23 protein-coding genes and 1 pseudogene are annotated in these 21,761 nt (G+C 58.3%); 17 read left to right on the top strand and 7 right to left on the bottom strand.

Going from position 1 to position 21,761, the window contains the following annotated elements; all coding sequences use genetic code 11:
* Nucleotides 1-105: 105 nt before the first annotated feature.
* The 6 genes from aroC (at nucleotide 106) to JQR87_RS11290 (ending at nucleotide 4,265) form a co-directional block, all read left to right on the top strand.
* Nucleotides 106-1,197 carry a chorismate synthase gene (aroC, locus tag JQR87_RS11315; protein WP_407297131.1) on the top strand — a complete coding sequence of 364 codons (1,092 nt, stop codon included), beginning with the start codon at nucleotides 106-108 and terminating at the stop codon, nucleotides 1,195-1,197.
* A gap of 89 nt (nucleotides 1,198-1,286) precedes the next feature.
* Nucleotides 1,287-2,435 carry an MFS transporter gene (locus JQR87_RS11310; protein WP_407297133.1) on the top strand — a complete coding sequence of 383 codons (1,149 nt, stop codon included), beginning with the start codon at nucleotides 1,287-1,289 and terminating at the stop codon, nucleotides 2,433-2,435.
* Between the two features lie 151 nt (nucleotides 2,436-2,586).
* A complete protein-coding gene (locus JQR87_RS11305) occupies nucleotides 2,587-3,132 on the top strand; it encodes a 1,2-dihydroxy-3-keto-5-methylthiopentene dioxygenase (protein ID WP_407297135.1) in 546 nt (181 codons plus the stop codon).
* Nucleotides 3,133-3,304: 172 nt separating this feature from the next.
* Nucleotides 3,305-3,514, top strand: a complete 210-nt coding sequence (locus JQR87_RS11300; RefSeq protein WP_021207933.1) for a PLD nuclease N-terminal domain-containing protein — start codon at nucleotides 3,305-3,307, stop codon at nucleotides 3,512-3,514.
* A gap of 3 nt (nucleotides 3,515-3,517) precedes the next feature.
* A complete protein-coding gene (locus tag JQR87_RS11295; protein ID WP_407297138.1) occupies nucleotides 3,518-3,709 on the top strand; it encodes a PLDc N-terminal domain-containing protein in 192 nt (63 codons plus the stop codon).
* The gene (locus JQR87_RS11290) at nucleotides 3,687-4,265 is read left to right on the top strand and encodes a histidine phosphatase family protein (protein WP_407297140.1); all 579 of its coding nucleotides are present in this window, start codon (nucleotides 3,687-3,689) and stop codon (nucleotides 4,263-4,265) included. The genes JQR87_RS11295 and JQR87_RS11290 overlap by 23 nt, the downstream gene beginning before the upstream one ends.
* Here the strand turns inward: JQR87_RS11290 and JQR87_RS11285 are convergent.
* The gene (locus JQR87_RS11285) at nucleotides 4,262-5,152 is read right to left on the bottom strand and encodes a DNA-3-methyladenine glycosylase family protein (protein WP_407297141.1); all 891 of its coding nucleotides are present in this window, start codon (nucleotides 5,150-5,152) and stop codon (nucleotides 4,262-4,264) included. The two genes, JQR87_RS11290 and JQR87_RS11285, sit on opposite strands and share 4 nt — an antisense overlap.
* Before the next feature lie 161 nt (nucleotides 5,153-5,313).
* Here JQR87_RS11285 and speE point away from each other — a divergent pair.
* Both speE and JQR87_RS11275 read left to right on the top strand, forming a co-directional pair.
* Nucleotides 5,314-6,173: pseudogene (gene speE, locus JQR87_RS11280) on the top strand (polyamine aminopropyltransferase).
* Between the two features lie 384 nt (nucleotides 6,174-6,557).
* A complete protein-coding gene (locus tag JQR87_RS11275) occupies nucleotides 6,558-6,899 on the top strand; it encodes a ribonuclease E inhibitor RraB (RefSeq protein WP_407297143.1) in 342 nt (113 codons plus the stop codon).
* A gap of 10 nt (nucleotides 6,900-6,909) precedes the next feature.
* Here JQR87_RS11275 and JQR87_RS11270 read toward each other — a convergent pair whose 3' ends face one another.
* Nucleotides 6,910-7,866 (bottom strand): LysR family transcriptional regulator, encoded by a 957-nt coding sequence (locus JQR87_RS11270; protein WP_407297144.1) that lies wholly within the window; start codon nucleotides 7,864-7,866, stop codon nucleotides 6,910-6,912.
* Nucleotides 7,867-7,968: 102 nt separating this feature from the next.
* Here JQR87_RS11270 and JQR87_RS11265 point away from each other — a divergent pair, with 102 nt between their 5' ends.
* Nucleotides 7,969-8,724, top strand: a complete 756-nt coding sequence (locus JQR87_RS11265; protein WP_407297146.1) for a sulfite exporter TauE/SafE family protein — start codon at nucleotides 7,969-7,971, stop codon at nucleotides 8,722-8,724.
* Nucleotides 8,725-8,745: 21 nt separating this feature from the next.
* Here the strand turns inward: JQR87_RS11265 and JQR87_RS11260 are convergent, their stop codons facing one another.
* The gene (locus tag JQR87_RS11260) at nucleotides 8,746-10,134 is read right to left on the bottom strand and encodes an MATE family efflux transporter (RefSeq protein ID WP_407297148.1); all 1,389 of its coding nucleotides are present in this window, start codon (nucleotides 10,132-10,134) and stop codon (nucleotides 8,746-8,748) included.
* Nucleotides 10,135-10,253: 119 nt separating this feature from the next.
* Here JQR87_RS11260 and pdxB point away from each other — a divergent pair, with 119 nt between their 5' ends.
* The 8 genes from pdxB to JQR87_RS11220 all read left to right on the top strand — a co-directional run bounded on the left by pdxB (nucleotide 10,254) and on the right by JQR87_RS11220 (nucleotide 18,274).
* On the top strand, nucleotides 10,254-11,399 hold the full coding sequence (pdxB, locus tag JQR87_RS11255) for a 4-phosphoerythronate dehydrogenase PdxB (protein ID WP_407297149.1): 1,146 nt from the start codon (nucleotides 10,254-10,256) through the stop codon (nucleotides 11,397-11,399).
* Nucleotides 11,400-11,513: 114 nt separating this feature from the next.
* Entirely contained in the window at nucleotides 11,514-13,670 is a 2,157-nt protein-coding gene (gene dnaX / locus JQR87_RS11250; protein ID WP_407297150.1) for a DNA polymerase III subunit gamma/tau, read from the top strand.
* Nucleotides 13,671-13,685: 15 nt separating this feature from the next.
* Nucleotides 13,686-14,012: a YbaB/EbfC family nucleoid-associated protein gene (locus JQR87_RS11245; protein WP_025241324.1), complete on the top strand. Its 327-nt coding sequence runs from the start codon at nucleotides 13,686-13,688 to the stop codon at nucleotides 14,010-14,012.
* Nucleotides 14,013-14,137: 125 nt separating this feature from the next.
* The gene (recR, locus tag JQR87_RS11240; RefSeq protein ID WP_407297152.1) at nucleotides 14,138-14,737 is read left to right on the top strand and encodes a recombination mediator RecR; all 600 of its coding nucleotides are present in this window, start codon (nucleotides 14,138-14,140) and stop codon (nucleotides 14,735-14,737) included.
* Between the two features lie 203 nt (nucleotides 14,738-14,940).
* The gene (locus tag JQR87_RS11235; RefSeq protein WP_407297154.1) at nucleotides 14,941-15,930 is read left to right on the top strand and encodes an ABC transporter substrate-binding protein; all 990 of its coding nucleotides are present in this window, start codon (nucleotides 14,941-14,943) and stop codon (nucleotides 15,928-15,930) included.
* A 95-nt stretch (nucleotides 15,931-16,025) separates the two neighbouring features.
* On the top strand, nucleotides 16,026-16,769 hold the full coding sequence (locus tag JQR87_RS11230; protein WP_407297155.1) for an ABC transporter ATP-binding protein: 744 nt from the start codon (nucleotides 16,026-16,028) through the stop codon (nucleotides 16,767-16,769).
* Nucleotides 16,769-17,542, top strand: a complete 774-nt coding sequence (locus JQR87_RS11225; protein ID WP_407297157.1) for an ABC transporter permease — start codon at nucleotides 16,769-16,771, stop codon at nucleotides 17,540-17,542. Before JQR87_RS11230 ends, JQR87_RS11225 begins: the two co-directional genes overlap by 1 nt.
* A 48-nt stretch (nucleotides 17,543-17,590) precedes the next feature.
* On the top strand, nucleotides 17,591-18,274 hold the full coding sequence (locus tag JQR87_RS11220) for an amino acid ABC transporter substrate-binding protein (protein ID WP_407297159.1): 684 nt from the start codon (nucleotides 17,591-17,593) through the stop codon (nucleotides 18,272-18,274).
* Nucleotides 18,275-18,280: 6 nt separating this feature from the next.
* Here JQR87_RS11220 and JQR87_RS11215 read toward each other — a convergent pair whose 3' ends face one another.
* The 4 genes from JQR87_RS11215 to hemN all read right to left on the bottom strand — a co-directional run bounded on the left by JQR87_RS11215 (nucleotide 18,281) and on the right by hemN (nucleotide 21,680).
* Nucleotides 18,281-18,847 carry an SCO family protein gene (locus JQR87_RS11215; protein ID WP_407297161.1) on the bottom strand — a complete coding sequence of 189 codons (567 nt, stop codon included), beginning with the start codon at nucleotides 18,845-18,847 and terminating at the stop codon, nucleotides 18,281-18,283.
* 53 nt (nucleotides 18,848-18,900) lie between these two features.
* On the bottom strand, nucleotides 18,901-19,449 hold the full coding sequence (locus JQR87_RS11210) for an adenine phosphoribosyltransferase (RefSeq protein ID WP_407297163.1): 549 nt from the start codon (nucleotides 19,447-19,449) through the stop codon (nucleotides 18,901-18,903).
* A gap of 10 nt (nucleotides 19,450-19,459) precedes the next feature.
* Entirely contained in the window at nucleotides 19,460-20,194 is a 735-nt protein-coding gene (fnr, locus tag JQR87_RS11205; protein WP_407297165.1) for a fumarate/nitrate reduction transcriptional regulator Fnr, read from the bottom strand.
* 103 nt (nucleotides 20,195-20,297) lie between these two features.
* The gene (hemN, locus tag JQR87_RS11200) at nucleotides 20,298-21,680 is read right to left on the bottom strand and encodes an oxygen-independent coproporphyrinogen III oxidase (protein WP_407297167.1); all 1,383 of its coding nucleotides are present in this window, start codon (nucleotides 21,678-21,680) and stop codon (nucleotides 20,298-20,300) included.
* Between the last annotated feature and the right edge of the window lie 81 nt (nucleotides 21,681-21,761).

Here is a 21,761-nt window from a genome sequence, read left to right as displayed (position 1 = left end):
GTGTTTCGCTGCCCATGAGTATGCGCCGGCTCCTGAAACAGTGAAACCTGCAGCGGCTCGGGTATACTTCGGCCCCCTCTTTAGGTCGATCGCGGAGCGCCCTGCATGTCCGGCAATACTTACGGCAAGCTGTTCACCGTTACCACGGCTGGCGAAAGCCATGGGCCGGCACTGGTCGCGATCGTCGATGGCTGTCCGCCAGGCCTGGAACTGAGTGTCGCGGATCTGCAGCGCGACCTTGATCGGCGCAAGCCTGGTACCAGCCGACACACTACTCAGCGCCAGGAAGCTGATGAGGTCGAGATTCTTTCTGGTGTATTCGAAGGGCGCACGACCGGCTGCCCCATCGGTTTGCTTATCCGCAACACCGACCAGAAATCCAAGGACTATTCGGCGATCAAGGATCAGTTCCGTCCTGCTCACGCCGACTACAGTTATCACCACAAGTACGGCCTGCGTGACTACCGCGGCGGTGGACGCAGTTCAGCGCGTGAAACGGCCATGCGCGTTGCGGCCGGAGCCATTGCCAAAAAGTACCTGGCGACCCTCGGAATTCAGGTGCGCGGCTACATGAGCCAGTTGGGGCCAATCGAAATCCCGTTCAGGACCTGGGACAGCGTCGAGCAGAACGCATTCTTCAGTCCGGACCCGGACAAGGTCCCCGAGCTTGAGGCTTATATGGACCAGTTGCGTCGTGATCAGGATTCGGTCGGCGCGAAGATCACTGTCGTTGCCGAAGGTGTCCCGCCGGGACTAGGCGAACCGATCTTCGACCGTCTCGATGCTGAGCTGGCACATGCCCTCATGAGCATTAACGCGGTGAAGGGCGTTGAGATCGGTGCCGGCTTTGCCAGCGTCGCCCAGCGTGGGACAGAGCATCGTGATGAGATGACCCCGGGCGGGTTTCTCTCGAACAATGCAGGTGGTGTTCTGGGGGGCGTTTCGTCAGGCCAGCCGATTATCGCGCATCTGGCGCTTAAACCGACATCGAGCATCACCACACCGGGTCGCTCCATCGACATTGACGGGAACCCAGTGGAGGTTATTACCAAAGGCCGCCATGATCCATGCGTAGGTATCCGCGCTACACCCATTGCTGAGGCGATGATGGCGATCGTTTTGCTGGATCAGCTACTGCGCCACCGCGGCCAAAATGCCGATGTGCTCGTCGCTACGCCAGTGCTAGGACAGCTCTGAGCGTGATATTGGAGCCTGGAGCGGGTGACCGGGCAGACTATTTGCTCCGGTACTGATTCCACCGGCCACTGACTCATGGCTCCTCGCTTATGGCCGCTCTGATTCCATACTGGCGTTTATCCGGTTTCTACTTCTTCTACTTTGCGCTGCTTGGCTCGGCGGCGCCGTTCCTAGGCCTCTACTTCAATCACCTTGGCTTTAGCGCCGAGCGTATTGGCGAGTTGGTCGCCATCCCCATGTTGATGCGCTGTGTGGCCCCGAATCTTTGGGGTTGGCTGGGTGATACGACTGGCCAGCGCCTCACGATCGTGCGTATCGGTGCGGTCTGCACGCTGGTTTCGTTCAGTTTGATCTTCATCAGTAAAAGCTACGCCTGGTTGGCTCTGGTGATGGCGCTGCATGCGTTCTTTTGGCACGCCGTTTTGCCGCAGTTTGAAGTCATCACACTGGCGCACCTCCACAGGCAGCCGTCTCGCTACAGTCAAATCCGCCTGTGGGGCAGCATCGGGTTCATCGCGGCGGTCGTCGGCCTTGGTGCGCTGTTCGAGCGTTTGAGCCTCGATATTTACCCTGTGGCGGTCATGGTGGTGATGGCCGGGATCGTGATCAGCAGTGTCTGGGTTCCCGATGCGGTGCCTGAAGTACGTACCGAGCCGGAAGGGCAAGGCGGCTTTTTACGTCAGCTATGCCGACCGGGCGTATTGGTGTTTTTCGTCTGCGTCGGTCTGATGCAGGTCAGCCATGGCCCCTACTACACCTTCTTTACGATTCATCTCGAAGCGCTTGGGTATGGTCGCGGTACGATCGGCCTGCTATGGGCGCTGGGCGTCGTAGCTGAAATCCTGATTTTTCTGATAATGGCTGCGCTACTGAAACGCTTTTCGCTGCGCCAGGTTCTTGCCGCTAGTTTCCTGCTGGCAGCGCTGCGCTGGCTACTGCTGGGCACGCTGGCTGATCATTTGAGTGTGCTGCTGGTCGCCCAGCTGATGCATGCCGCGACATTTGGGAGCTTTCACGCAGCGGCTATCCATTTCGTACAACGTAGTTTCGGCCACAGGCAGCAAGGGCAGGGGCAGGCGCTATATGCGACGCTGGCCGGCGTGGGAGGGGCGCTGGGTGCACTTTACTCTGGCTACACCTGGGCCAGCCTTGGGCCTGTGTGGACCTTTGCCATCGCCAGTCTGGCCGCCTTGACCGCTGCCATTATCATTGTCATTCCAACCCGGACGCGGGCGTGACTGATTTCGTTATTACAGCATGACCGAGGGCGGCTCAGCAGTTAAGCGAGGCCTTCCTAGACGGATGGGATCATTGGCGTCTGAATGATTTGCACACATACACTTTTGACAAGCCAGGGTGCAGCCATTCCCAGGCTGGAGAGAAATCAGCATGAGCATCCTTAGTGTTTATCTGGACAGTGCACCCGAGCAACCGCTGAAGGTGCTCACTCACCTGGAGGATATCGCCAGCACTCTGGCCGAAGCCGGTATTCACATCGAGCGCTGGGAAGCGAGAGCAACCCTGAGCGCGGGAGCAAGTTCCGAAGAGGTCATCGCAGCCTATCGTCCTCAGATAGAGCAGCTGATGAAGGAGCGCGGTTACGTCGCGGTTGATGTAATGAGCGTGAACCGCAATCACCCACAGCAGGCGGAACTGCGCGCCAGGTACCTCGAAGAGCAGAGACAGGGCGGGGATGAGCTGCGATTCTTCGTTGTAGGGAGAGGGTTGTTCATGCTGCATCTCGACGACAAGGTCTATGCGGTGCTGTGCGAGAGGAATGATCTGATCTCGGTTCCAGCCGGAACCCGCCACTGGTTCGATATGGGCGAAGACCCTCGTATCGTCGCCATTCGCCTGTTCAACACGCTCGATGGATGCCAGGCAGCGTTCACCGGCGACGATATTGCTGGCCGCTTTCCGCGTCTGGATGATTGAGCGCAGCGATAGGTAGCCTCCGAACGCTGGTTGATGGCGTGGCTGGCAGGGGCTTCGGGGCGTTCTCCCCCTCGTCATGCCTGCGCTCGGCGCAGCAGGCGGACCAGCGTACTGAACCCTCATACAGCCCAGGCATCCTAATTACGAATTCACTGTAATCTGGAGCCTTGTCATGACCGATGCATTCGGCGGTATCTTTGGTCTGCTCATCCTCGCATTGGATATCTGGGCCATCGTAAGCGTGTTACGCAGCGACAGCACCACCGGCAAAAAGGCCCTTTGGGTCCTGTTGATCGTCATCCTGCCGGTATTGGGACTGATCATCTGGGGCATCATGGGACCACGCGGCAACCGCCCGGACGACCGTAACCTGAGGCCCTGATCCATGGAAACATGGAGTACGGTGCTAGCCCTGGTGGTACTGGCGGCCGATGTGCTGGCTATCGTGCAGGTCTGGCGAAGCCGAATCGAGGTAGGTCGTAAGATCATCTGGAGCCTGGTCATCGTATTGCTGCCCGTCGTGGGACTGATCATGTGGTGCCTGGCAGCAACGCATGTCGCTAAGGTCCGGCTGTAGCGTGCGCGTCGCCGTCACCGTTGCGCTGCTGTTTTGGCTCAGCATCGGCTGGGCAGGTGACGAAGCAGCATGGGCAGCGCTACGCGAGGGCCGCGCCGCGCTACTCATGCGACATGCCACAGCGCCAGGCATCGGCGATCCGCCTGGCTTCGAGTTAGAAGATTGTTCGACGCAACGCAATCTGAATGAGGCAGGGCGCCAGCAGGCACGGCGGTGGGGTGAGCTGCTGCGACAAAACGGTATTGCCGAGCCGAGATTATTCAGCAGTCGTTGGTGTCGGGCGTTGCAGACAGGAGAGCTGATCGGAATTGCTCCGGTGGAACCCTTGCCCGTTCTGGACTCGTTTTTTGCTGAGTCGGATAAGAAAGGACAGCAGACCCAGGCTTTGCGCAATTTTCTCGACTCCCTGACCGGGGCGTCACCCGTTGTATTGGTCTCTCATCAGGTCAACATTACAGCGTTAACTGGCGTATTCCCTCGATCGGGTGAGGCACTGATACTGGCGCTGCCTCTCAGCCATCCACCTAAGGTGCTGGCGACGATCTCGCCGCCTTAGCCTGCAGCGACATTGGTGTAGTTCCGCCAGATGTGCACGGCCGCGTAAGCCCGCCAGGGTCGCCACTGCTCCGATCGTATCAGCAGTTCCTTGGGCGTGATGCCATTGGCGCCCCACAATGGGGCTTTAAGCAGCCCAAGATCGGTAGCCGGAAAAGCGTCCGGTTCGCCGAACCCTCGTAGCGCAATGTATTCGGCCGTCCAGGGCCCGATTCCAGGTAGCTCACACAGCCGACGTATCAAGGCACCTGGTCCATTATCGATCCGTAGATCAAGTGCGCCATTGGCCACAGCGGAAGCCAGTCGTTGTAGTGTTGCAACCCGTCTAGCCGGCATACCGATGCTGTCCAGCGTTGCAGAGGCAATGATCTGCGGGCTTGGGAACAGCTTGAACAAGGTCGCAGGCCCCGTTCCCTGAGCGCAGAGCCATGTCGGTCCATGTCGCTCAACCAAGCGTCGCGTAATGGTTACGGCTGCCTTCACCGTGACCTGCTGGCCAATGACTGCGCGCACGGCCTGCTCGAAAGGATCGAAGGCGCAGGGCAGGCGCAGCCCTGGTTCGGCGGTGACCAGAGGCAGGAGTAGCGGGTCCGCAGCGAGATGCCGGCTTATGGCTGTAGGGTCTGCATCAAGATCAAACATCTTGCGGACGCGATGCGTGAGCGTAAAAGCGTGATCGATCAGCGATTCACTGATGTTCAGTTCGACTACGGATTGCCCCGGTAGCGGCCTCACGCTTATCCAACCTACCGAGCCATCGATGCTGACGGTTCGGCAATAGTGATCGGGTGCCAGTGTTTCGACACCAGGCAGAAGGCGTGGCGCGAAGTACTCGTGGAATTGATGCCAGCCCCACGGCGCCATGAATCGAAGGTAGAAGGTAAGCATGTGAGGACAATAGCCAGCGATGATGGCGCTGTCTTCACGATACCGGCTTTGAAAGCGGCTACGTTTGATCTGTCATACGACCAAAGTAGAATGCGGCGCTTCGTCAAGAGTGCTGCGCGGGCCGCATGCGCTTCCGATTGCGAACCCATAGGAGTCATCCCATGAGCGATTATCAGGAAACTCTGTACGAGGGATATGGCCAGCGCTTCAAAATCGACAAGCTGCTGCATGAGGCTAAGACGGAGCATCAGCATCTAGTTATTTTCGAAAATGCTCGTATGGGTCGCGTGTTGTCGCTCGACGGGGTCATACAGACCGCCGAGGCAGACGAGTTCATCTATCACGAGATGCTGGCACATGTACCGATTCTGGCTCATGGGCTGGCGCGGCGTGTGTTGATCATCGGTGGCAGCAACGGCGGCGTGCTACGTGAGGTTACCAAACACCGGGATGTGGAACGTGTCATCTTGGTCGTAGGTGATGGTTCACTTGTCGAGCTCTGCAAGGAATTTCTGCCAGAACATTCGAAGGGCGCTTTCGAGGATCCGCGGCTGTCGTTGGTGAATGACGATGTTATGCGTTTCGTCGAGACGACCGACGAGACGTTCGATGTAATCATTTCCGATACGCCCCATCCAATCGGGCCTGGTCACGCTCTGTTTTCGGAAACGTTCTTTCAAGCGTGCCGGCGATGCCTCGGCGAGGGCGGCGTTCTGGTTGCGCAGAATGGCGCTCCGTTCATGCAACTGGACGAAGTGCAGGCCACCGCAAGGCGATTGACTGGATTATTCCCAGACTGGCATTTCTACCAGGCCGCAGCCCCAACCCATATCGGCGGCGCCATGACGTTCGCTTGGGCCGCATGTGATTCGAGCAGTCGCAAGCTTTCACTTGAGATTCTGAATCAGCGTTTCGCCGGCAGCGGAATCGTCACTCGTATTACAATCCGCATGTTCCTGTTGGTTCGTTCGCGTTGCCCCAATATGTTCTGCATGCGATCAGCAGGCCGAATAACGACTGACGCGGAACAATGCTGATCCGCGTTTATACCCAGCTCGTGCACTTCGAGGCCGGGTCTTCCTGACCGGTGAAAGCTGAACGCGGGCGTTGCAGCTACGATTCAGACGTCGTATGTTCAAACGGCAACTACGTCTCGCGCCCAGCTTCGCCTTGTTGGCCATCCGGTCATAGGTGTGGCAGCCAGCGATTCGTAGTCGCATCGCATCGAACTCCTTGGCGCTGCAGGAGCCTATTGAAAATGCACTGGGCTACTTGTCTTTTGCCGCTTCGGTTTTCACAAACAACCTGGTACCCAGTGACTGGCTGCTCAGCCTTATCCGTAATGAGGTAACGCAAGGGCTTTCCATTACCAAATCGTCATCCATGAGTGAGAGGAGGTTGTTTTATGAGTACCACCTTCCATGAGGATGTAAGCAGCAATGTTCTTCTGAGGATGAAAGAGGGTGGCTTCGATTTTGCCCGCGTCCATCCGATAGAGTTCTATGCCGTGTTTCCTGATCGTGAACGTGCTTGCGCCGCGGCCAGCAATTTCCGGGGCGAATGCGTCAATACACAAATTGCACCGCGTGACGACGGCGCCTGGGACCTACAGGTCAGCAAGGTGATGTATGCAACTTTCGATGGTATTGGTGACTTCGAACAGGACCTGGAGAACCTGGTCGAACCGCTGGGTGGTGTGCTTGACGGTTGGGGCGTAACTCAGGAGCTATCCGGCTGCGCTGTCTGACGTTCACTCTTCAAGCAAGGCCGAGTCCGCTCTGCAGTGCCTGGTCCCATGGCGGGACCGGGCCAAAGCGTCCCTTCAAAAACTCCAGCAACAATCGGCTGCGCGAATCGGCTTCTCGGGTCAGACGTAAGGCATAGATTCCGCTAGGTTCGGGTTCTGGCAAGCCTCGTTCACAGAACAGCGGTAGCAGATCGCCCCGTAGCAGATGGTCGCTAATCAGCCAGGTTGGGAGGTGAGCGACGCCGAGGCCCGCCAGCGTGCCAGCAAGCAGCGCTTCCGCATTATTAGCGACCATTCTTACCCGTTTGGGCCGTAACAACTGTCGTTTCCCTTCGTGCTCGAATCGCCATGCGTGCGGCGGCGCCAACGCATCCCAATCCAGCCCATCATGCTCCGGCAATTCAGCAACGGTTCGTGGCAAGCCTCGCCGCTGCAGGTAGCTCGGGCTTGCGCAGACAATACGCGTCAATGGCGCCAGCGGCGTCGCAACAAGGCGTGTATCCGCGAGCGGGCCGATGCGTAACACAAGATCAACCTCGCTTAGGTGTTCACCTTGCAGATCGACAAAGCTGTCTATCAGGCGTAGCTGAATATCGACCCCCGAATACGCTTGCAAGAACTCCGCAAGCGCCGGCGCCAGATGTCTGCGTCCGAAAGGAGCCGGTGCATCGATACGGATACGCCCTTCGGGTGCGGTTTGCAGTGAGCTCATCTCGGCGCGGGCCAGCTGCAGCTCTTGAACGATGCGCCTTGCTCGTTCGGCAAATGCATGACCGGCAGCGGTGGGCTTGATCGAGTGATTGCTGCGACTGACCAGCTTGCAACCCACTGAGCGTTCCAAGGCATCTATCCGGCGTGCAACCGAAGAGGGTGCTAGTGCACGCAATCGACCCGCTGCAGAAAAGCTACCGGTGTCGATAACGTCGATGAACAGCTTGAACTGATCGGTAAGCGCGTTGGTGTCCATGGGCTCGCTCTGTTTTGCATAAGTTGCAAAGCGATTGTGCGCGCTTGTGCATATGCTTGCCAGGCAATGCTAAGTAGCATTGCGGTTTTCGTGGGAGGCGTCATGGATCTGGTTGGATTCGTGCTGAACGTGGTGCTGGGGCTAGCGTTAGGAACGCTTGGTGGGCTGTTCGGCATAGGTGGTGGATTGATCGCGATTCCGGTGCTCGGTGTGTTATTCAATCTCGACCAACAGGTGGCGCAGGGCACTGCCCTGGTCATGGTAGTACCCAACGTCCTGCTCGCCATTTGGCGTTATCACCAGCGCAACCGCATTGATATTCGACACGCGGCGACGTTGGGCATCGCCAGTTTCGGTTTCGCCATTGTCGGCGCTGCGGTGGCCGTATCCCTGGATGCTGAGCGCATGCGGATCGCCTTTGTCGGCTTTCTGGTCGCCCTGGCTGTCTACACGTTGTCCCGCGTGTTCTTTCGGCCCCCATCCGGCGGAAACGAACTGCGCCACCCCTGGCCCTGGTTGGGCGTGCTGGGCGCCGGTGCGGGGGCGCTGGGTGGCTTGTTTGGCGTAGGCGGTGCGGTACTCGCAACGCCGGTGCTCACAGCAGTATTTGGAACGTCACAAGTGGTGGCGCAGGGCCTTTCGCTGTCACTGGCCGCACCAAGTACCGCTGTCACGCTGGTTACCTACGCTACCCACGGTCAGGTCAACTGGATGTTGGGCTTACCTCTCGCTATTGGGGGGCTGTTGAGCATCAGTCTGGGTGTCAAGCTGGCGCATGCGCTACCAGAGCGGATGTTGCGTCTGCTATTCAGCGGCTTCCTGCTGCTGAGTGCTGTCCTGCTGGCGTTGGAAGTCTGAAACGCTCATGTCACCTATGCTTTAGGTCACAGCGTGGGTCGGCCCACGGCGGATCTCCCGACGCGCGCTTCGCACCAGGCGGATAGTCAGCAGGATCGCGGCGCAGCTCAGGCCGGCTATCAGGCCTTGCCACAGCCCGGCCGGGCCATTGGGGGCGCCGATCCTGTCCGTAAGCCCGAGCAGATAGCCCACCGGGAGGCCGATGCCCCAGTAGGCGAAGAGCGTGAATATCATGGTCATGTGCGTGTCCTGATAGCCTCGGAGGGCGCCCGCGGCTGTCACCTGCACCACATCTGAAAACTGGAAAAGCGCGGCGTAGAAGAACAGGCCGGAGGCGACCGTAATAACCGCCGGGTCGGTTGTGTAGATGCGTGCGATCGGCTCGCTGAACACCAGCATGGTACCCGCCGAGAAGCAGGCATAAACCAGACTCGAAGCTATTCCCAGCCCGGCAACGAAGCGCGCATCTCTTGGGGCACCGCGCCCCAGCGCCTGGCCGATACGTACGGTAATGGCCATGCCCAGCGAAAGCGGAATCATGAAGATCAAAGATGTGAAATTCAGCGCGATCTGGTGCCCGGCCACGACGGTCGCACCTAGCCCGCCGATCAGCAACGCGATGACGGAGAAGATGCTTGCTTCGGCAAAGACTGCGACTCCGATGGGCACGCCAACGGAAAGCAGGTGGCTCAACACTGACCATTCCGGCCAATCGAAACGGGCGAACAAGCCGCTTGACTGGTAATAGTCTGCGCGGCGCACCCAGAACAGCATCGCCATGAGCATGAAGCACATGACCACCGCGGTTGCCCAGCCGCAACCGACCCCGCCCAGGGCAGGTAGCCCCAATTTGCCATAGATAAAGATGTAATTGAGGGGGATGTTCAACATCAGCGCAAGGATGCCCACCACCATGCTAGGTCGGGTGTGGCCGAGACCATCGCTGTAACAGCGTAGTACCTGGTACAGCGCCACCGCAGGAAACCCGCAAGCGACAGCACGCAGGTAGGCCATGGTGGGGTCGATCAGTATCGGTTCGACCGCCATGAGGTGCAGCACCGGTTCGGCGTTCCACATCAGCACTGCGAACAGCGTGCCCACACCCAGACCCATCCACAGGGCCTGGCGTACTACCGGACCGATCTGTGCGTGCTGATCTTGACCGAAGTGGCGAGCGACGTTGGGGGTCGTCGCCAGGATGATTCCGGTCACCAGCAAAAATACCGGCACCCAGATCGAGTTGCCCAGTGCGACCGCAGCAAGGTCGTGCGGGCTGACGCGGCCGGCCATCAGGGTATCGACAAAGCCCATGGCGGTGTTTGCCAATTGAGCGATCATCATTGGCAGGGCGAGAGCGAGTAGGGTTCGCAGTTCCACGCGAACCCTCTGGAGTCTCAACTCGGTGGGCATTGCTGGCGTCCGGATTGTATACAGAAGCCGCCTAGTCTACGACGCGACGGAGGCCGGCGTGAAGGCAGCAGAGCGGCGCGACCCAGTCTAGAATGGAGAATCAAAGACGGAGTTCCGCAATGCACATCCTGGCTGACGAAAACATTCCTCTGGTCGAACCTTTCTTTGCCGAGTATGGCGAGATTCGCCGTATGCCCGGGCGGAGCATCAACAAGGCGGCCGTTGCCGGGGCTGACGTACTGCTGGTTCGTTCAGTAACCCGAGTTGATCGAGAGCTGCTGGAAGGCAGTGCGGTTCGCTTCGTGGGCACTTGCACCATTGGAACCGATCACCTGGACATCGACTTTTTCGAGGAAAGTGGAATTAGCTGGGCCAGCGCGCCGGGGTGTAATGCACGGGGTGTCGTCGACTACGTGCTTGGTAGCCTCCTGGCATTGGCCGAAGGCGAGGGCGCAGATCTGGGAAAACGCCGTTATGGTGTGGTCGGTGCCGGTGAGGTCGGAGGCAGACTGGTGGAGGTTCTGCGTGGTCTGGGCTGGAACGTCCGTGTTTGCGACCCCCTGCGCCAGGCTCGCGAGCTGGGAGAGTTCGTCGGGCTGGATGAAGTTCTCGCCGAGTGCGACGTGATCAGTTTACACACACCCTTAACGCTTGACGGTGAGCACTCGACCTTTCATCTATTGGATCGGACTCGCCTGGAACAGCTGCGCCCAGGCACCTGGCTGATCAACGCGTCCCGTGGTGCCGTGGTCGACAACGCGGCCCTGCGCGAACAGCTGGCGATGCGGCCGGATATTCAGGCAGTGCTCGACGTCTGGGAGGGGGAGCCGCAGGTGGATGTCGAGCTGGCCGAGCTGTGCTGGATCGCCACGCCGCACATTGCAGGTTACAGCCTGGATGGGAAGCTGCGCGGAACGGCCCAGATCTACGAAGCGTTCTGCGCTACCAAGGGTCTGGAGCCGAAAATCGAGCTGGTAGATCTGATACCGTCAGCGCCCCTACGAGGCTTGTCGTTTGACGCTTCTGCTCAACCGGACGAACTACTGACGACAATTTGCCGGTCCGTTTATGACCCGCGCCGCGATGACGCTGCCTTTCGCCGCAGTCTGAGCCTGAGCGAGGAGGAGCGTCGAGCGGCGTTCGATCAGTTGCGCAAGCAGTACCCGCCGCGTCGGGAGATAGATGGGTTGCAGGTCGAGATTGCCGGCGGCCAACCCCGGCTCGAGAAGGTTGTGCGAGCCCTTGGCGCGATCCAGAAACGTTAGACGAGCGGGGCCGCGTTTGCCTCACGTGCTGCCGTGTCGGACGACAGGCCGGATGCAATTTGCGGCCTGCTCCGCTAGGATTAGCCGCTCTCTGCTTTGTTCCGCGATGGTGTTATGAGTTATCAGGTACTCGCCCGCAAATGGCGTCCGCGCTCGTTCCGCGAAATGGTCGGCCAGACGCATGTGCTCAAGGCTCTGATCAACGCGCTGGACAACCAGCGGTTGCACCATGCTTATCTGTTCACCGGTACTCGTGGGGTAGGCAAGACCACCATCGCGCGGATCATTGCCAAGTGCCTCAATTGCGAAACCGGCATCAGTTCTACCCCCTGCGGCGTATGCTCGGTCTGTCGCGAAATCGACGAGGGTCGGTTCGTCGACCTTATTGAAGTGGACGCCGCGAGCCGCACCAAGGTCGAAGATACTCGGGAATTGCTGGATAACGTCCAGTACGCCCCCAGCCGCGGTCGCTACAAGGTCTACCTGATCGACGAAGTGCACATGCTCTCGTCGCACTCATTCAACGCGCTGCTCAAGACGCTTGAGGAGCCGCCGCCACACGTCAAGTTTCTGCTCGCTACCACGGACCCGCAAAAGCTGCCGGTGACCATTCTGTCGCGCTGCCTGCAGTTCTCGCTGAAGAACATGCCGCCCGAACGTGTCGTGGAACACCTGACGCACGTGCTTGGCGTCGAGCAGGTGCCCTTCGAGGAGGATGCACTCTGGTTGCTCGGCCGTGCCGCAGACGGGTCAATGCGCGACGCCATGAGCCTGACTGACCAGGCTATTTCCTTTGGCGAAGGCAAGGTGCTCGCTGCTGACGTGCGCAGCATGCTTGGCACGCTGGATCATGGCCAGGTCTATGGCGTGCTGCAGGCACTGTTGGAGGGTGACGCCCGAGGAGTACTCGAAGCGGTGCGCCATCTGGCAGAACAGGGCCCCGATTGGGGCGGCGTGCTTGCCGAAATGCTCAATGTCCTGCACCGCGTCGCTGTTGCCCAGGCTCTGCCGGATGCGGTGGATAACGGGCAAGGCGACCGCGACAGGGTGTTGGCGCTGGCCCAGGCATTACCCGCCGAGGACGTACAGTTCTATTACCAGATGGGCCTGATTGGGCGGCGAGATCTGCCGCTGGCCCCCGATCCGCGAAGCGGCTTTGAGATGGTTCTGCTGCGCATGCTCGCGTTTCGGCCCGCCGACAGTGAAGGCGCTCCGCGAACACCGCTAAAGACAGTCGGAATCAGTCAGGCCACGACTGATTCCAGACCAGCGGATGTGGCCGGTTCGGCAACTATGGCTGCGCCGGTTCTTGATCAGCCTCGGGGGGCGGTGGCCCAACCGGCAGCACCGGCTGATTCAGTTGAGCAATCGTCGAGCCCCGCGCCCGTTCTGGCGGGCAGCGTTGGCGAACCGGCTATAGCCACCGATCCGGCGGATACCGTTGCCGATAAGGCTATAGCACCCGACGGGGCGGATGCAGTTGCCGAACGCACGACAGCACCCGCTCCAGCAGATACCGTTTCCCGACTGGAGCCGGCATCTCCAACAGGCACGAAGCCTGTCCCCCCATCGGTCGAAACCGCGAACGCGGAAGTTGAGCCGATGTTAGTGGATGTGCCATGGAATGAGCCCCCAGATACGCCACCTGTGGCGGTGGAAAGCGAGGCGCTTGATCAATGGACAGAGCCTCTTGGCCAGCCCGCGCATCATGCTGCTGTAGTTGAAGTGAACGAGCCGGACGATGACGAGCCGCCGATCACTGACGAAGATTATTTCGAAGTCGAAACACAGGCGGAAGCCTACCTGGGTGGACTGGATGATTTCGAACCTGAACAGCAGATGGCCGAGCCGACACCTGCTATCGAGCCTGCGACCGGTCTGGCAGCCGAGTGGCTCGACATTTATCCAAAGCTTGGGCTAGGTGGGCTGACCGGAAGTATCGCAGCTAACTGCACCTTGATCGCCGTTGAAGGTGACCGCTGGCTCATGCATCTGGACCCGGCGCAGAGTGCGCTATTCAACGCCACTCAACATAGACGTCTGAACGATGCACTGAATCAATACCACGGGCGCACCTTGCAGCTGGATATCGAGTTGCAGACCCCTCGGCAAGAGACTCCGGCTCAGGCTGCTGCCCGACGCCGTGGCGAACGTCAGCGGGCCGCAGAACAATCGATCCAGGCAGACCCCGTAGTGCAACAATTGATGCAACAGTTCGCTGCCGTCATTCGCGACGGTACCATCGAACCCGTAGAACACTCTGAACCCTGATCCGAGGTGATCCCCATGATGAAAGGTGGCATGGCCGGCCTGATGAAGCAGGCGCAGCAGATGCAGGAAAAAATGCAGAAGATGCAGGAAGAGCTGGCCAATGCGGAAGTTACCGGTCAGTCCGGTGCTGGCTTGGTGAGCGTTGTGATGAACGGTCGACACGACGTCAAGCGCGTCAGTCTTGACGATAGCCTGATGCAGGAAGACAAAGAGATTCTTGAGGATCTGATTGCCGCTGCGGTAAACGACGCAGTTCGCAAGATCGAACAGAACAGCAAAGAGAAAATGGCCGGTATGACCGACGGCATGCAGTTGCCACCAGGTTTCAAAATGCCCTTCTGATTCTTCAAATGCCGTTCTGGCAGCCTGTCAGCGTTTCCGGTGAAGGTCGTTGAGATCAGCGACTTTCACCGGTCATGTCGCCTCCGTGAAAAATCTGCATCCTTGCTCCTCGCTTCGGTGAATCTATGTCCTTCAGTCCGCTCATTCGCCAACTCATCGACGCGCTACGCATCCTTCCAGGCGTGGGACAGAAAACGGCGCAACGTATGGCTCTGCAAATGCTTGAGCGCGACCGCAGCGGCGGACTGCGACTGGCTCAAGCACTGACACGGGCGATGGAGGAGGTGGGCTATTGCCGGCAATGCCGCACATTGAGCGAGGATGAACTTTGTCCGCAGTGCGCCGACCCACGGCGGGACGATACTCTGCTTTGCATAGTACAGAGTCCTGTGGATGTTTTTGCGGTAGAGCAGACCGGTTTTCGTGGGCGCTACTTTGTGCTCAAGGGGCACCTGTCTCCGCTCGATGGACTAGGGCCTGAAGCAATCGGCATCCCTGAACTCTTGGGGCGAGTGGCGGAGTCCAATTTCAGCGAAGCGATACTGGCTACTAACCCCACCGTGGAAGGCGAGGCCACCGCGCATTACATCGCCCAATTGCTGATACCCAAAGGTCTCACCCTCAGTCGCATCGCACATGGTGTGCCGTTGGGTGGTGAGCTTGATCTGGTGGATGGCGGCACGTTAGCTCACGCATTCGCAGGTCGAAAAACTATCACGCTGTAACCGTCTGAGCGCGCCTGAACATCCCCGAAGCCCGCCCCTTTCGTCCGGCTTATATAACCGCCTGTTCGCAGATTATGACTGCTCAGCAGTGTCTGGAGCGGGCCATTTCGTGTAAAGTTCTAAGCCATAAATCATTAATAACTAGATCGAATTAGGTGCTTCGATTTGGTTATAAGGCTCTGCCTACTTACTTGAGGTTAACAATGAAAGCGAAACACTTGCTGGTTCCCGCTCTGCTGCTGCTGAGTGCATTCGCGCAGGCTCAGGAAAAATTCAAAGTCGGCTACATCCGCGTGATGGACGATGCTCAGGCGATGGTGGCTTACGAGGGTGAGTTCTATAAGAAGCATGGCCTGGATGTCGAATTGGTCGAGTTCAGTTCCGGTACCGATCTAATCAAAGCCATCATTGGCGGTCAGTTGGACACAGGGGTGCTCGGGTTTACAAATGCGGTTGCTTGGGCATCGAAAGGTGCTGATCTCAAAGTTGTTGGTGGAGCTCAGCAGGGCTATCACTCAATCGTTGCTCGCGAGGGAACCGGCATTGAGAAGATTGCCGATCTGAAAGGCAAAATACTGGCTTCGCAGAAAGAGGGCAGCACTGCCGATGCGGTACTGCGTGGCGTGACCTTGAAGACAGCAAATCTGACACCCAGCGATATAAACATCATGGGGACCAGCCCTGCGGTCGCAGTTCAGTCGCTGGTGTCAGGTCGCGCTGATGCGGCGTTTCTGTTCGAGCCCTATGACCGCATCGCCCAGCTCGTGGCTCCGGTTAAGCAGATCTATGAGATCGGCGAGGTCTGGCCGTTCCCTTGCATGGTGGTAATCACCGCAGGTGAAACTCTCGAGAAGCGTAAAGAGGCAGTATGGAAGTCGCTCGACGCCCAGCGTGACGCCATCGAGATGCTGGAAAACCAGCCGGCAAAAGCGGCAAAGCTCATTGCTGATTACTTTATCGCCGAACCGACGCTCAAGACACTGAATCGTGGTGAGCTGCCCCGTGAGGTTGTCATCGAAGAAGCCATCGCTACGCAGACCTTCGCCGCCAAGCTCGATAGCGATGACCTGAAGCGTATTCAGGAGCTGGCTAACATTCTTCAGGAACTCGGCTCGCTCAAGACTCGCGACGGCAAGCCATTCGATACGAGCGCTATTCTCGATTTGTCGTGGCAGCAGGCTCGCGAACTCTAACGTTGACGTAGACGACCCTCCAACTGCCCGGCCATCGCGCCGGGCAGTGTCATTCAGCCGCCGATCGGCCAGTTTCATGAGGTCTTCAGAGCGATATGCAGCTCAGGTTTGAGGAAGTAGACAAGCGTTTTGGGCAATTGGAGGTTATCAAGGGCTTCAGCGGTGAGTTCGCCCAGGGCGAGTTGGTCGCGTTGGTAGGGCCTTCCGGTTGCGGCAAATCGACGTTGTTGCATCTGGTTGCAGGACTCGAAAACCCAACCGCAGGGCGCGTGTTGGCCAATGGCGAGACGATTCCAGGCCCAAGTCCACGGCGTACGCTGGTGTTTCAAGAACATGCGCTGTATCCCTGGCTTTCGCTGCAGGCAAATGTCGCGATGGCGCTGGAGTTGCAGGGGGTTGCCAAGGCCGATGCCTTTGATCAAGCCAAGGTCTGGCTTGCCCGGGTCAGCCTGGATGGGTTCGAACATTACTACCCGCATCAGGTGTCCGGGGGTATGCGCCAGCGCACCGCACTGGCGCGCGCGTTCATTGCCAAGCCCGAAGTGTTGTTGTTGGACGAGCCATTCGGGGCGCTCGATGCGCTAACGAGAATGGCACTGCAAGACGTACTCCGTGAACTGATCGATGAGCATCAGCCCACCGTGCTACTGGTCACGCACGATGTCGACGAGGCGTTGTACCTGGCGGACCACGTGGTGGTATTCAGTGCGCGTCCGGCCAAGGTGTTGAAGACCTTCAATTTCACACATTGCGAAAAAAGCCATGATCTTTCCGAATTCGCTGCTGAGCGGCGAGAGATCCTTCGGCTGTTGGGTATCAAAACAGAGGTAGGGCAGTGATGAGTCAGGGACGCCGTCTGACCGGTCCAAAAAAGTATGTCGCCGTGGTGTTGGCGGTTCTGTTCATATTGCTAATCTGGCAGATAGCTGCATGGAGCCTCCCAGCGTTTCTGATGCCTGGTATTCCCGCGGTATTTGAAAGGCTTCTCGATACTGTCCAAGAGCCTGCATTTCGCGATGGGCTCTACGGCAGCATGAGTCGTCTGGGGAGTGGTTACAGTTTCGCACTGCTGTTTGGCATCGGCTTCGGTTTGTTGGGTGGCGTGCTGTTCTTCTTCCGCGAGATCTTGCGGTCGGCCATCGTGATTCTCCAATCGATTCCATCGATCGCTTGGGTGCCGCTTTTCCTGATCGTGATGGGCTTCGGTAACCTGCCGATCATTGTGGTGGTGGCTCTTGCAGCGTTCTTCCCGATGGCATTGTCTGTCATGAACGCGACCGAAAGCGTACAGCCGGTTCACGTGGCCGCTGCTAGGGTGATGGGCGCTTCGCGCTGGCAGCTGGTGCGGCGCGTCTATCTGCCGGCAGTAATGCCGGAGCTGATCACAGGCGCACAGCTTGCATTTGGGAATGCCTGGCGGGCGTTGATTTCCGCGGAGATGCTGATTGGGTTCGGTCAGGGTCTTGGGCGCTCGCTTGCGTACTCCGGTGAGATTGCTGATATGACCGGTGTAATGATGAACATTCTGGTCATTGCCATTCTCGCGACATTGATCGATCAGGTGGTGCTGGAGAAATTCAAGCAACGGATGCTGCGCTATCAATATGTGTGAGTGAGCGAAGTGAAAATAGGGCTGTTACTCCGGTCACGATTCTTGTCCGTGCTCCTGTCGATGTGGCCGGTGTATATCAACGCGGCTGTCCTTGAAGCTGAGCCGGTTGGAGCGTACCACCCATTGAAAGCAGCCGAGGCAGAGTCGATCGCAGAGGGCTTCGAGGCGGCTTGGCTTGCTCAGGTCGGCAAAGCCCTGGGCACAGACATTGCCGTTAATGACGGACCCGCCGCGGCAGATCTTCGCTTCGGTACGGTCACTAGCGGCGCTGTCTATTACTCCAGCGACACCGCGGCGCTTACAGCGGCCGTTACAGGTCCTGCGGACTGGGTCGACCTTGCTGGAGAGCCTTTCTGTGTGACAACGGGATCCCCGCAAGCAGGAGCTGTAGCGTCCCGCTTCCGTGGTGTGGCGCGGGCCTACCCCAGCGCCGCGCAAGCGCTAATCGGGCTGAAACTCGGCGAATGCCAGGCAGTGGTGGGCGACAGGGTTTTGCTGGAGCAGATTGCCTTGCTACCCGAATGGCGCCGATTCAACCGGTTACTGCCTGTACTCGAGGATAGCCAAGTGACTTTACGGATCCAGGCGTCCGACGCAGCGTTACAACAGCGAATCGACGAGCTCAGCGCGAGCCGGAACGGGCAGGAGACACTTGCAGAGGTCACGCAGACCTGGATCGACGAGGTTGCGTTTCAAGCCTACGTGCTAGCCGATACGCTGGATTGCCACTAGTCGGCACTACTCGGGATTGATCAACTGCGGCAAGACCTGGCTCAATCCATCCAGCTTCAAGGGGCTGCGGATATGTCCCCTCAACGTGCCTTCGGGGGTGACAATAGCTAAGTTGCCGCTGTGGCTCACACTGTAATTTCCAGACGTTTGCGTTGCCGGAACAAAGGGAAGTCCGAGCCCTTTAGACAGTTTTTGGAGTTCTGCCATTTCGCCCGTCCATCCTTTGAAATCTGCCCGGAAATAATCCAGATAGGTACGCAACGCTTCGGGGGTATCTCGGGCAGGGTCAGCGGTTATCAAGACCACTTGGAGTTGCTCACGCACTGTGGCGGGCAGCTGACCCATCAAGCGACGGATGTCACTCAAGGTTGTCGGGCAAACGTCCGGGCATGCAGTGAAGCCGAAAAACAACAGGTGCCACCGGTTGCGCAGTGCATCGGTTGTGACGGTCTGGCCTCGCTCGTCAACGAGTCGGAAGTTCGGCAGCTGTCGCTCCCGTGGAAGCAGCGGTAGGTTCGCTTCATCCAGCGTGGCTGCTCGGTCAAGTGAAAATGAAGAGGAACAGAACGCCATCAGGCAGAGCAATGTGACCCAGCGCAAGGCTGTCGTTCTATTTCCTAGCACGATCAGCGCTCGTTTAGCTCGAATGCGGTCAGGGTGAAGGTCGGAATACCCATGTCCTGAAGCTTGCGCGACCCGCCAAGTTCCGGGAGATCGATAATCGCAGCGGCCTCATGAATCTGCGCCCCCATCCGACGAACCAGCTGGGCGGCAGCTACCAGTGTGCCGCCGGTTGCGATCAGATCATCCAGCAGCAGGACTGAATCTCCCTCACACAGGCTGTCTGCGTGCACTTCAAGGTAGGCCTCACCGTACTCGGTGCTATAGGACGCAGCCAGCACGTCAGCAGGCAGCTTGCCCTTCTTGCGGAACAGAATCAGGGGTCGGTTCAGTTCGTAGGCGATAATCGAACCTATGATGAAGCCCCGCGCGTCCAGTGCACCGACGTGGCTGAAACCGCTCTCAACATAGCGCTGTATCAGGCTGTCGGCCACCATGCGTAGCGCTTTGGGTGACTGTAAGAGCGGGGTGATGTCACGAAACACCACGCCAGGCTTCGGAAAGTTCGGAACCGGTCGGATCAGGGTCTTGATGGAGAATTCGTCGAAAATCATGAGAGCTCCGTTAGGCCTCCATGTTGCCGCCCGCCAGGGCGCATAGACGAATGGAATCGAGAATCCGTACTTCCTTGCCTTCAGCCTCAAGCAAGCCACTCGCCTGGCAGCGAGTGAACACCCGGGAAACAGTCTCTACCGCCAGGCCAAGGTAGTTGCCAATCTCATTGCGCGACATGGGCAGACGGAACTGATTGGCGGAAAAACCCCGCGCACTGAATCGGGCAGAAAGGTTGATGAGGAAGGTTGCGATACGCTCGTCGGCCGTTTTCTTCGACAGCAGCAACATCATCTGCTGATCATCTCGAATTTCTCGGCTCATGATACGCATCAGCTGGCGCCGCAATTGTGGCAGCAATACGCTCAACTCATCGAGGCGCTCGAAGGGAATTTCACATACTGACGTGGTCTCGAGCGCCTGTGCCGATACAGGATAGGTTTCGGTATCCATGCCTGACAACCCGACCAGTTCGCTGGGTAGGTGAAACCCCGTGATCTGTTCTTCGCCTGCATCGGTGACGCTGAACGTACGCAGTGCCCCAGAGCGGATGGCGAATACCGAACTGAAAGGGTCACCTTGGCGGAACAGCGTTTCGCCTTTCCTGAGCGGGCGCCCGCGCTTGACGATCTCGTCCAGCGATTCCATGTCCTGCATGTTCAACGAAAGGGGCAGGCAGAGACCAGAAAGGCTGCAATCCTTGCAGTTGGCCTGCGGCTGTTTGCGAACCTTGATCGACTCGGACATTGCGGAATCCTGAAAAACCTTACGGTGCGCAAGATTAACCCACGCAAGCGCCTCTGGCCAATCGGTACAAGGGTCGCAGTCTGAAACCTCGTCGTGCGATTGCTCAGACAGCGCGAGAAAACTGTGAGGCGGGGCGAGGTGGCAAACCGTGATCGAATTGCATGCAGACCGCGTGCGTTAGCAGACGGCCGACCGGCAGTATGGTGATCGCATCGGCTTTTAATTGTATAAGCCCATCGGACGCCATCTGCTCCAAAGCCGGCCAGCAATCATTGAAGTAACGCTTGAAGCTGATATCGAAGCGACTCTCGATTTCCTCGAAACGTAGCTCGAATGCGCAGCACAAAGCCTGGATCGCTTGGCGTCGAATCTGGTCATCTTTGCTGCATCGTAGCCCGCGGATCGTAGCGAGCTGGCCGTGCCCCAGCGACTGTTGGTAGAGCGTGATATCGCTGTTGTTCTGACAGTACAGATCGCCGAACTGGCTGATTGCCGATACGCCAAGACCGATCAGGTCGCAATGGCCATGGGTTGTATAGCCATGAAAGTTGCGATGAAGGGTCCCATCTTCCTGCGCCATGACCAGCTCATCGTCAGGGAGAGCGAATAGATCCGTACCGATATAACGATAGCCCGACCGTGTCAGCTGCTCGACGCTGTGTCGCAGCATCGCCAGCTTGTCCAGTCGGGACGGGAGGTCGGCAGGGTTTATTCTTCGTTGCGCCATATGGCGTTCGGGTGAATGCACATAGCTTGAAAGGGACACTCGATCAGGTAGCAACGCCACCACGGCGTTGATCGTGCGAGTGAAACGTTCAGGAGTTTGTAGCGGCAATCCATAGGCTATATCGATATGGATCGTGCGGAACTGCAGCGTCCGCGCGGCCTCGATGACGGTCTGCGTCTCTTCCAGCGTCTGCACGCGGTTGATTGCCTGCTGCACATCCGGATCCAGATCCGGTAAGCCAATGTTGATGCGGTTAAAGCCAAGCTCCCGTAGTAGCCCCATCGTAGGCCAGTCTGCTTCTCGCGGGTCGATATCGATGCTGAAGTCGGCATGATCGTCTTCTTGCAGACAAAAGTGCCGTCGCAGATGAGTCATCAGGCTGCGCAGTTGGGCATGGCTGCAAAATGTGGGCGTAGCGCCGCCGAGATGTAACTGTTCGACAATTTGATGCGGGCCAAGATGGCGGCCGATCAGTTCGATTTCATCTGCCAGTCGATCCAGGTATGACAATGTGCGCCCGCGGTCTGCCGTGATCACTTTGTTGCGGTGACAGTGGTAGCAAACATTCGCGCAGAACGGCAGGTGAATGTACAGCGATAGCGGTCTTGTAGCTTGACGGCTGCTGCGCAGTGCATGCAACAGGTCAAACGAGCCCAGATTGCCACCAAACTGAAGAGGGGTCGGGTAGGTGATTGCGCGCGGCCCGTCCTGATCGTAACGATGAATCAGGTCGGCATCCCAGCGAATGGCGTCAGGCATCATACGGTCTCGGTTGATGGCAGTGACCGGATTCTAGAATTCGGACCTCAACGTAGACTTGACTTGTATCAAGCGAGTCCT

It is taken from the genome of Stutzerimonas stutzeri, assembly GCF_051028275.1.
In the GTDB taxonomy this organism is placed as follows: domain Bacteria; phylum Pseudomonadota; class Gammaproteobacteria; order Pseudomonadales; family Pseudomonadaceae; genus Stutzerimonas; species Stutzerimonas stutzeri_AS.
Note: the sequence above shows the minus strand (reverse complement) of the source record. Positions and strands in the feature narration are given on the sequence as shown.

Coding starts and splice junctions, on each gene's coding strand:
- JQR87_RS11265 (WP_407297146.1), top strand. CDS start 7,969: ATGGATCTGGTTGGATTCGTGCTGAACGTGGTGCTGGGGCTAGCGTTA.
- JQR87_RS11225 (WP_407297157.1), top strand. CDS start 16,769: ATGAGTCAGGGACGCCGTCTGACCGGTCCAAAAAAGTATGTCGCCGTG.
- JQR87_RS11260 (WP_407297148.1), bottom strand. CDS start 10,134: ATGCCCACCGAGTTGAGACTCCAGAGGGTTCGCGTGGAACTGCGAACC.
- JQR87_RS11300 (WP_021207933.1), top strand. CDS start 3,305: ATGACCGATGCATTCGGCGGTATCTTTGGTCTGCTCATCCTCGCATTG.
- JQR87_RS11270 (WP_407297144.1), bottom strand. CDS start 7,866: ATGGACACCAACGCGCTTACCGATCAGTTCAAGCTGTTCATCGACGTT.
- JQR87_RS11290 (WP_407297140.1), top strand. CDS start 3,687: ATGTCGCTAAGGTCCGGCTGTAGCGTGCGCGTCGCCGTCACCGTTGCG.
- JQR87_RS11295 (WP_407297138.1), top strand. CDS start 3,518: ATGGAAACATGGAGTACGGTGCTAGCCCTGGTGGTACTGGCGGCCGAT.
- JQR87_RS11210 (WP_407297163.1), bottom strand. CDS start 19,449: ATGATTTTCGACGAATTCTCCATCAAGACCCTGATCCGACCGGTTCCG.
- JQR87_RS11310 (WP_407297133.1), top strand. CDS start 1,287: ATGGCCGCTCTGATTCCATACTGGCGTTTATCCGGTTTCTACTTCTTC.
- JQR87_RS11215 (WP_407297161.1), bottom strand. CDS start 18,847: ATGGCGTTCTGTTCCTCTTCATTTTCACTTGACCGAGCAGCCACGCTG.
- JQR87_RS11245 (WP_025241324.1), top strand. CDS start 13,686: ATGATGAAAGGTGGCATGGCCGGCCTGATGAAGCAGGCGCAGCAGATG.
- aroC (WP_407297131.1), top strand. CDS start 106: ATGTCCGGCAATACTTACGGCAAGCTGTTCACCGTTACCACGGCTGGC.
- JQR87_RS11305 (WP_407297135.1), top strand. CDS start 2,587: ATGAGCATCCTTAGTGTTTATCTGGACAGTGCACCCGAGCAACCGCTG.
- recR (WP_407297152.1), top strand. CDS start 14,138: ATGTCCTTCAGTCCGCTCATTCGCCAACTCATCGACGCGCTACGCATC.
- JQR87_RS11285 (WP_407297141.1), bottom strand. CDS start 5,152: ATGCTTACCTTCTACCTTCGATTCATGGCGCCGTGGGGCTGGCATCAA.
- JQR87_RS11235 (WP_407297154.1), top strand. CDS start 14,941: ATGAAAGCGAAACACTTGCTGGTTCCCGCTCTGCTGCTGCTGAGTGCA.
- fnr (WP_407297165.1), bottom strand. CDS start 20,194: ATGTCCGAGTCGATCAAGGTTCGCAAACAGCCGCAGGCCAACTGCAAG.
- hemN (WP_407297167.1), bottom strand. CDS start 21,680: ATGCCTGACGCCATTCGCTGGGATGCCGACCTGATTCATCGTTACGAT.
- JQR87_RS11275 (WP_407297143.1), top strand. CDS start 6,558: ATGAGTACCACCTTCCATGAGGATGTAAGCAGCAATGTTCTTCTGAGG.
- JQR87_RS11230 (WP_407297155.1), top strand. CDS start 16,026: ATGCAGCTCAGGTTTGAGGAAGTAGACAAGCGTTTTGGGCAATTGGAG.
- pdxB (WP_407297149.1), top strand. CDS start 10,254: ATGCACATCCTGGCTGACGAAAACATTCCTCTGGTCGAACCTTTCTTT.
- dnaX (WP_407297150.1), top strand. CDS start 11,514: ATGAGTTATCAGGTACTCGCCCGCAAATGGCGTCCGCGCTCGTTCCGC.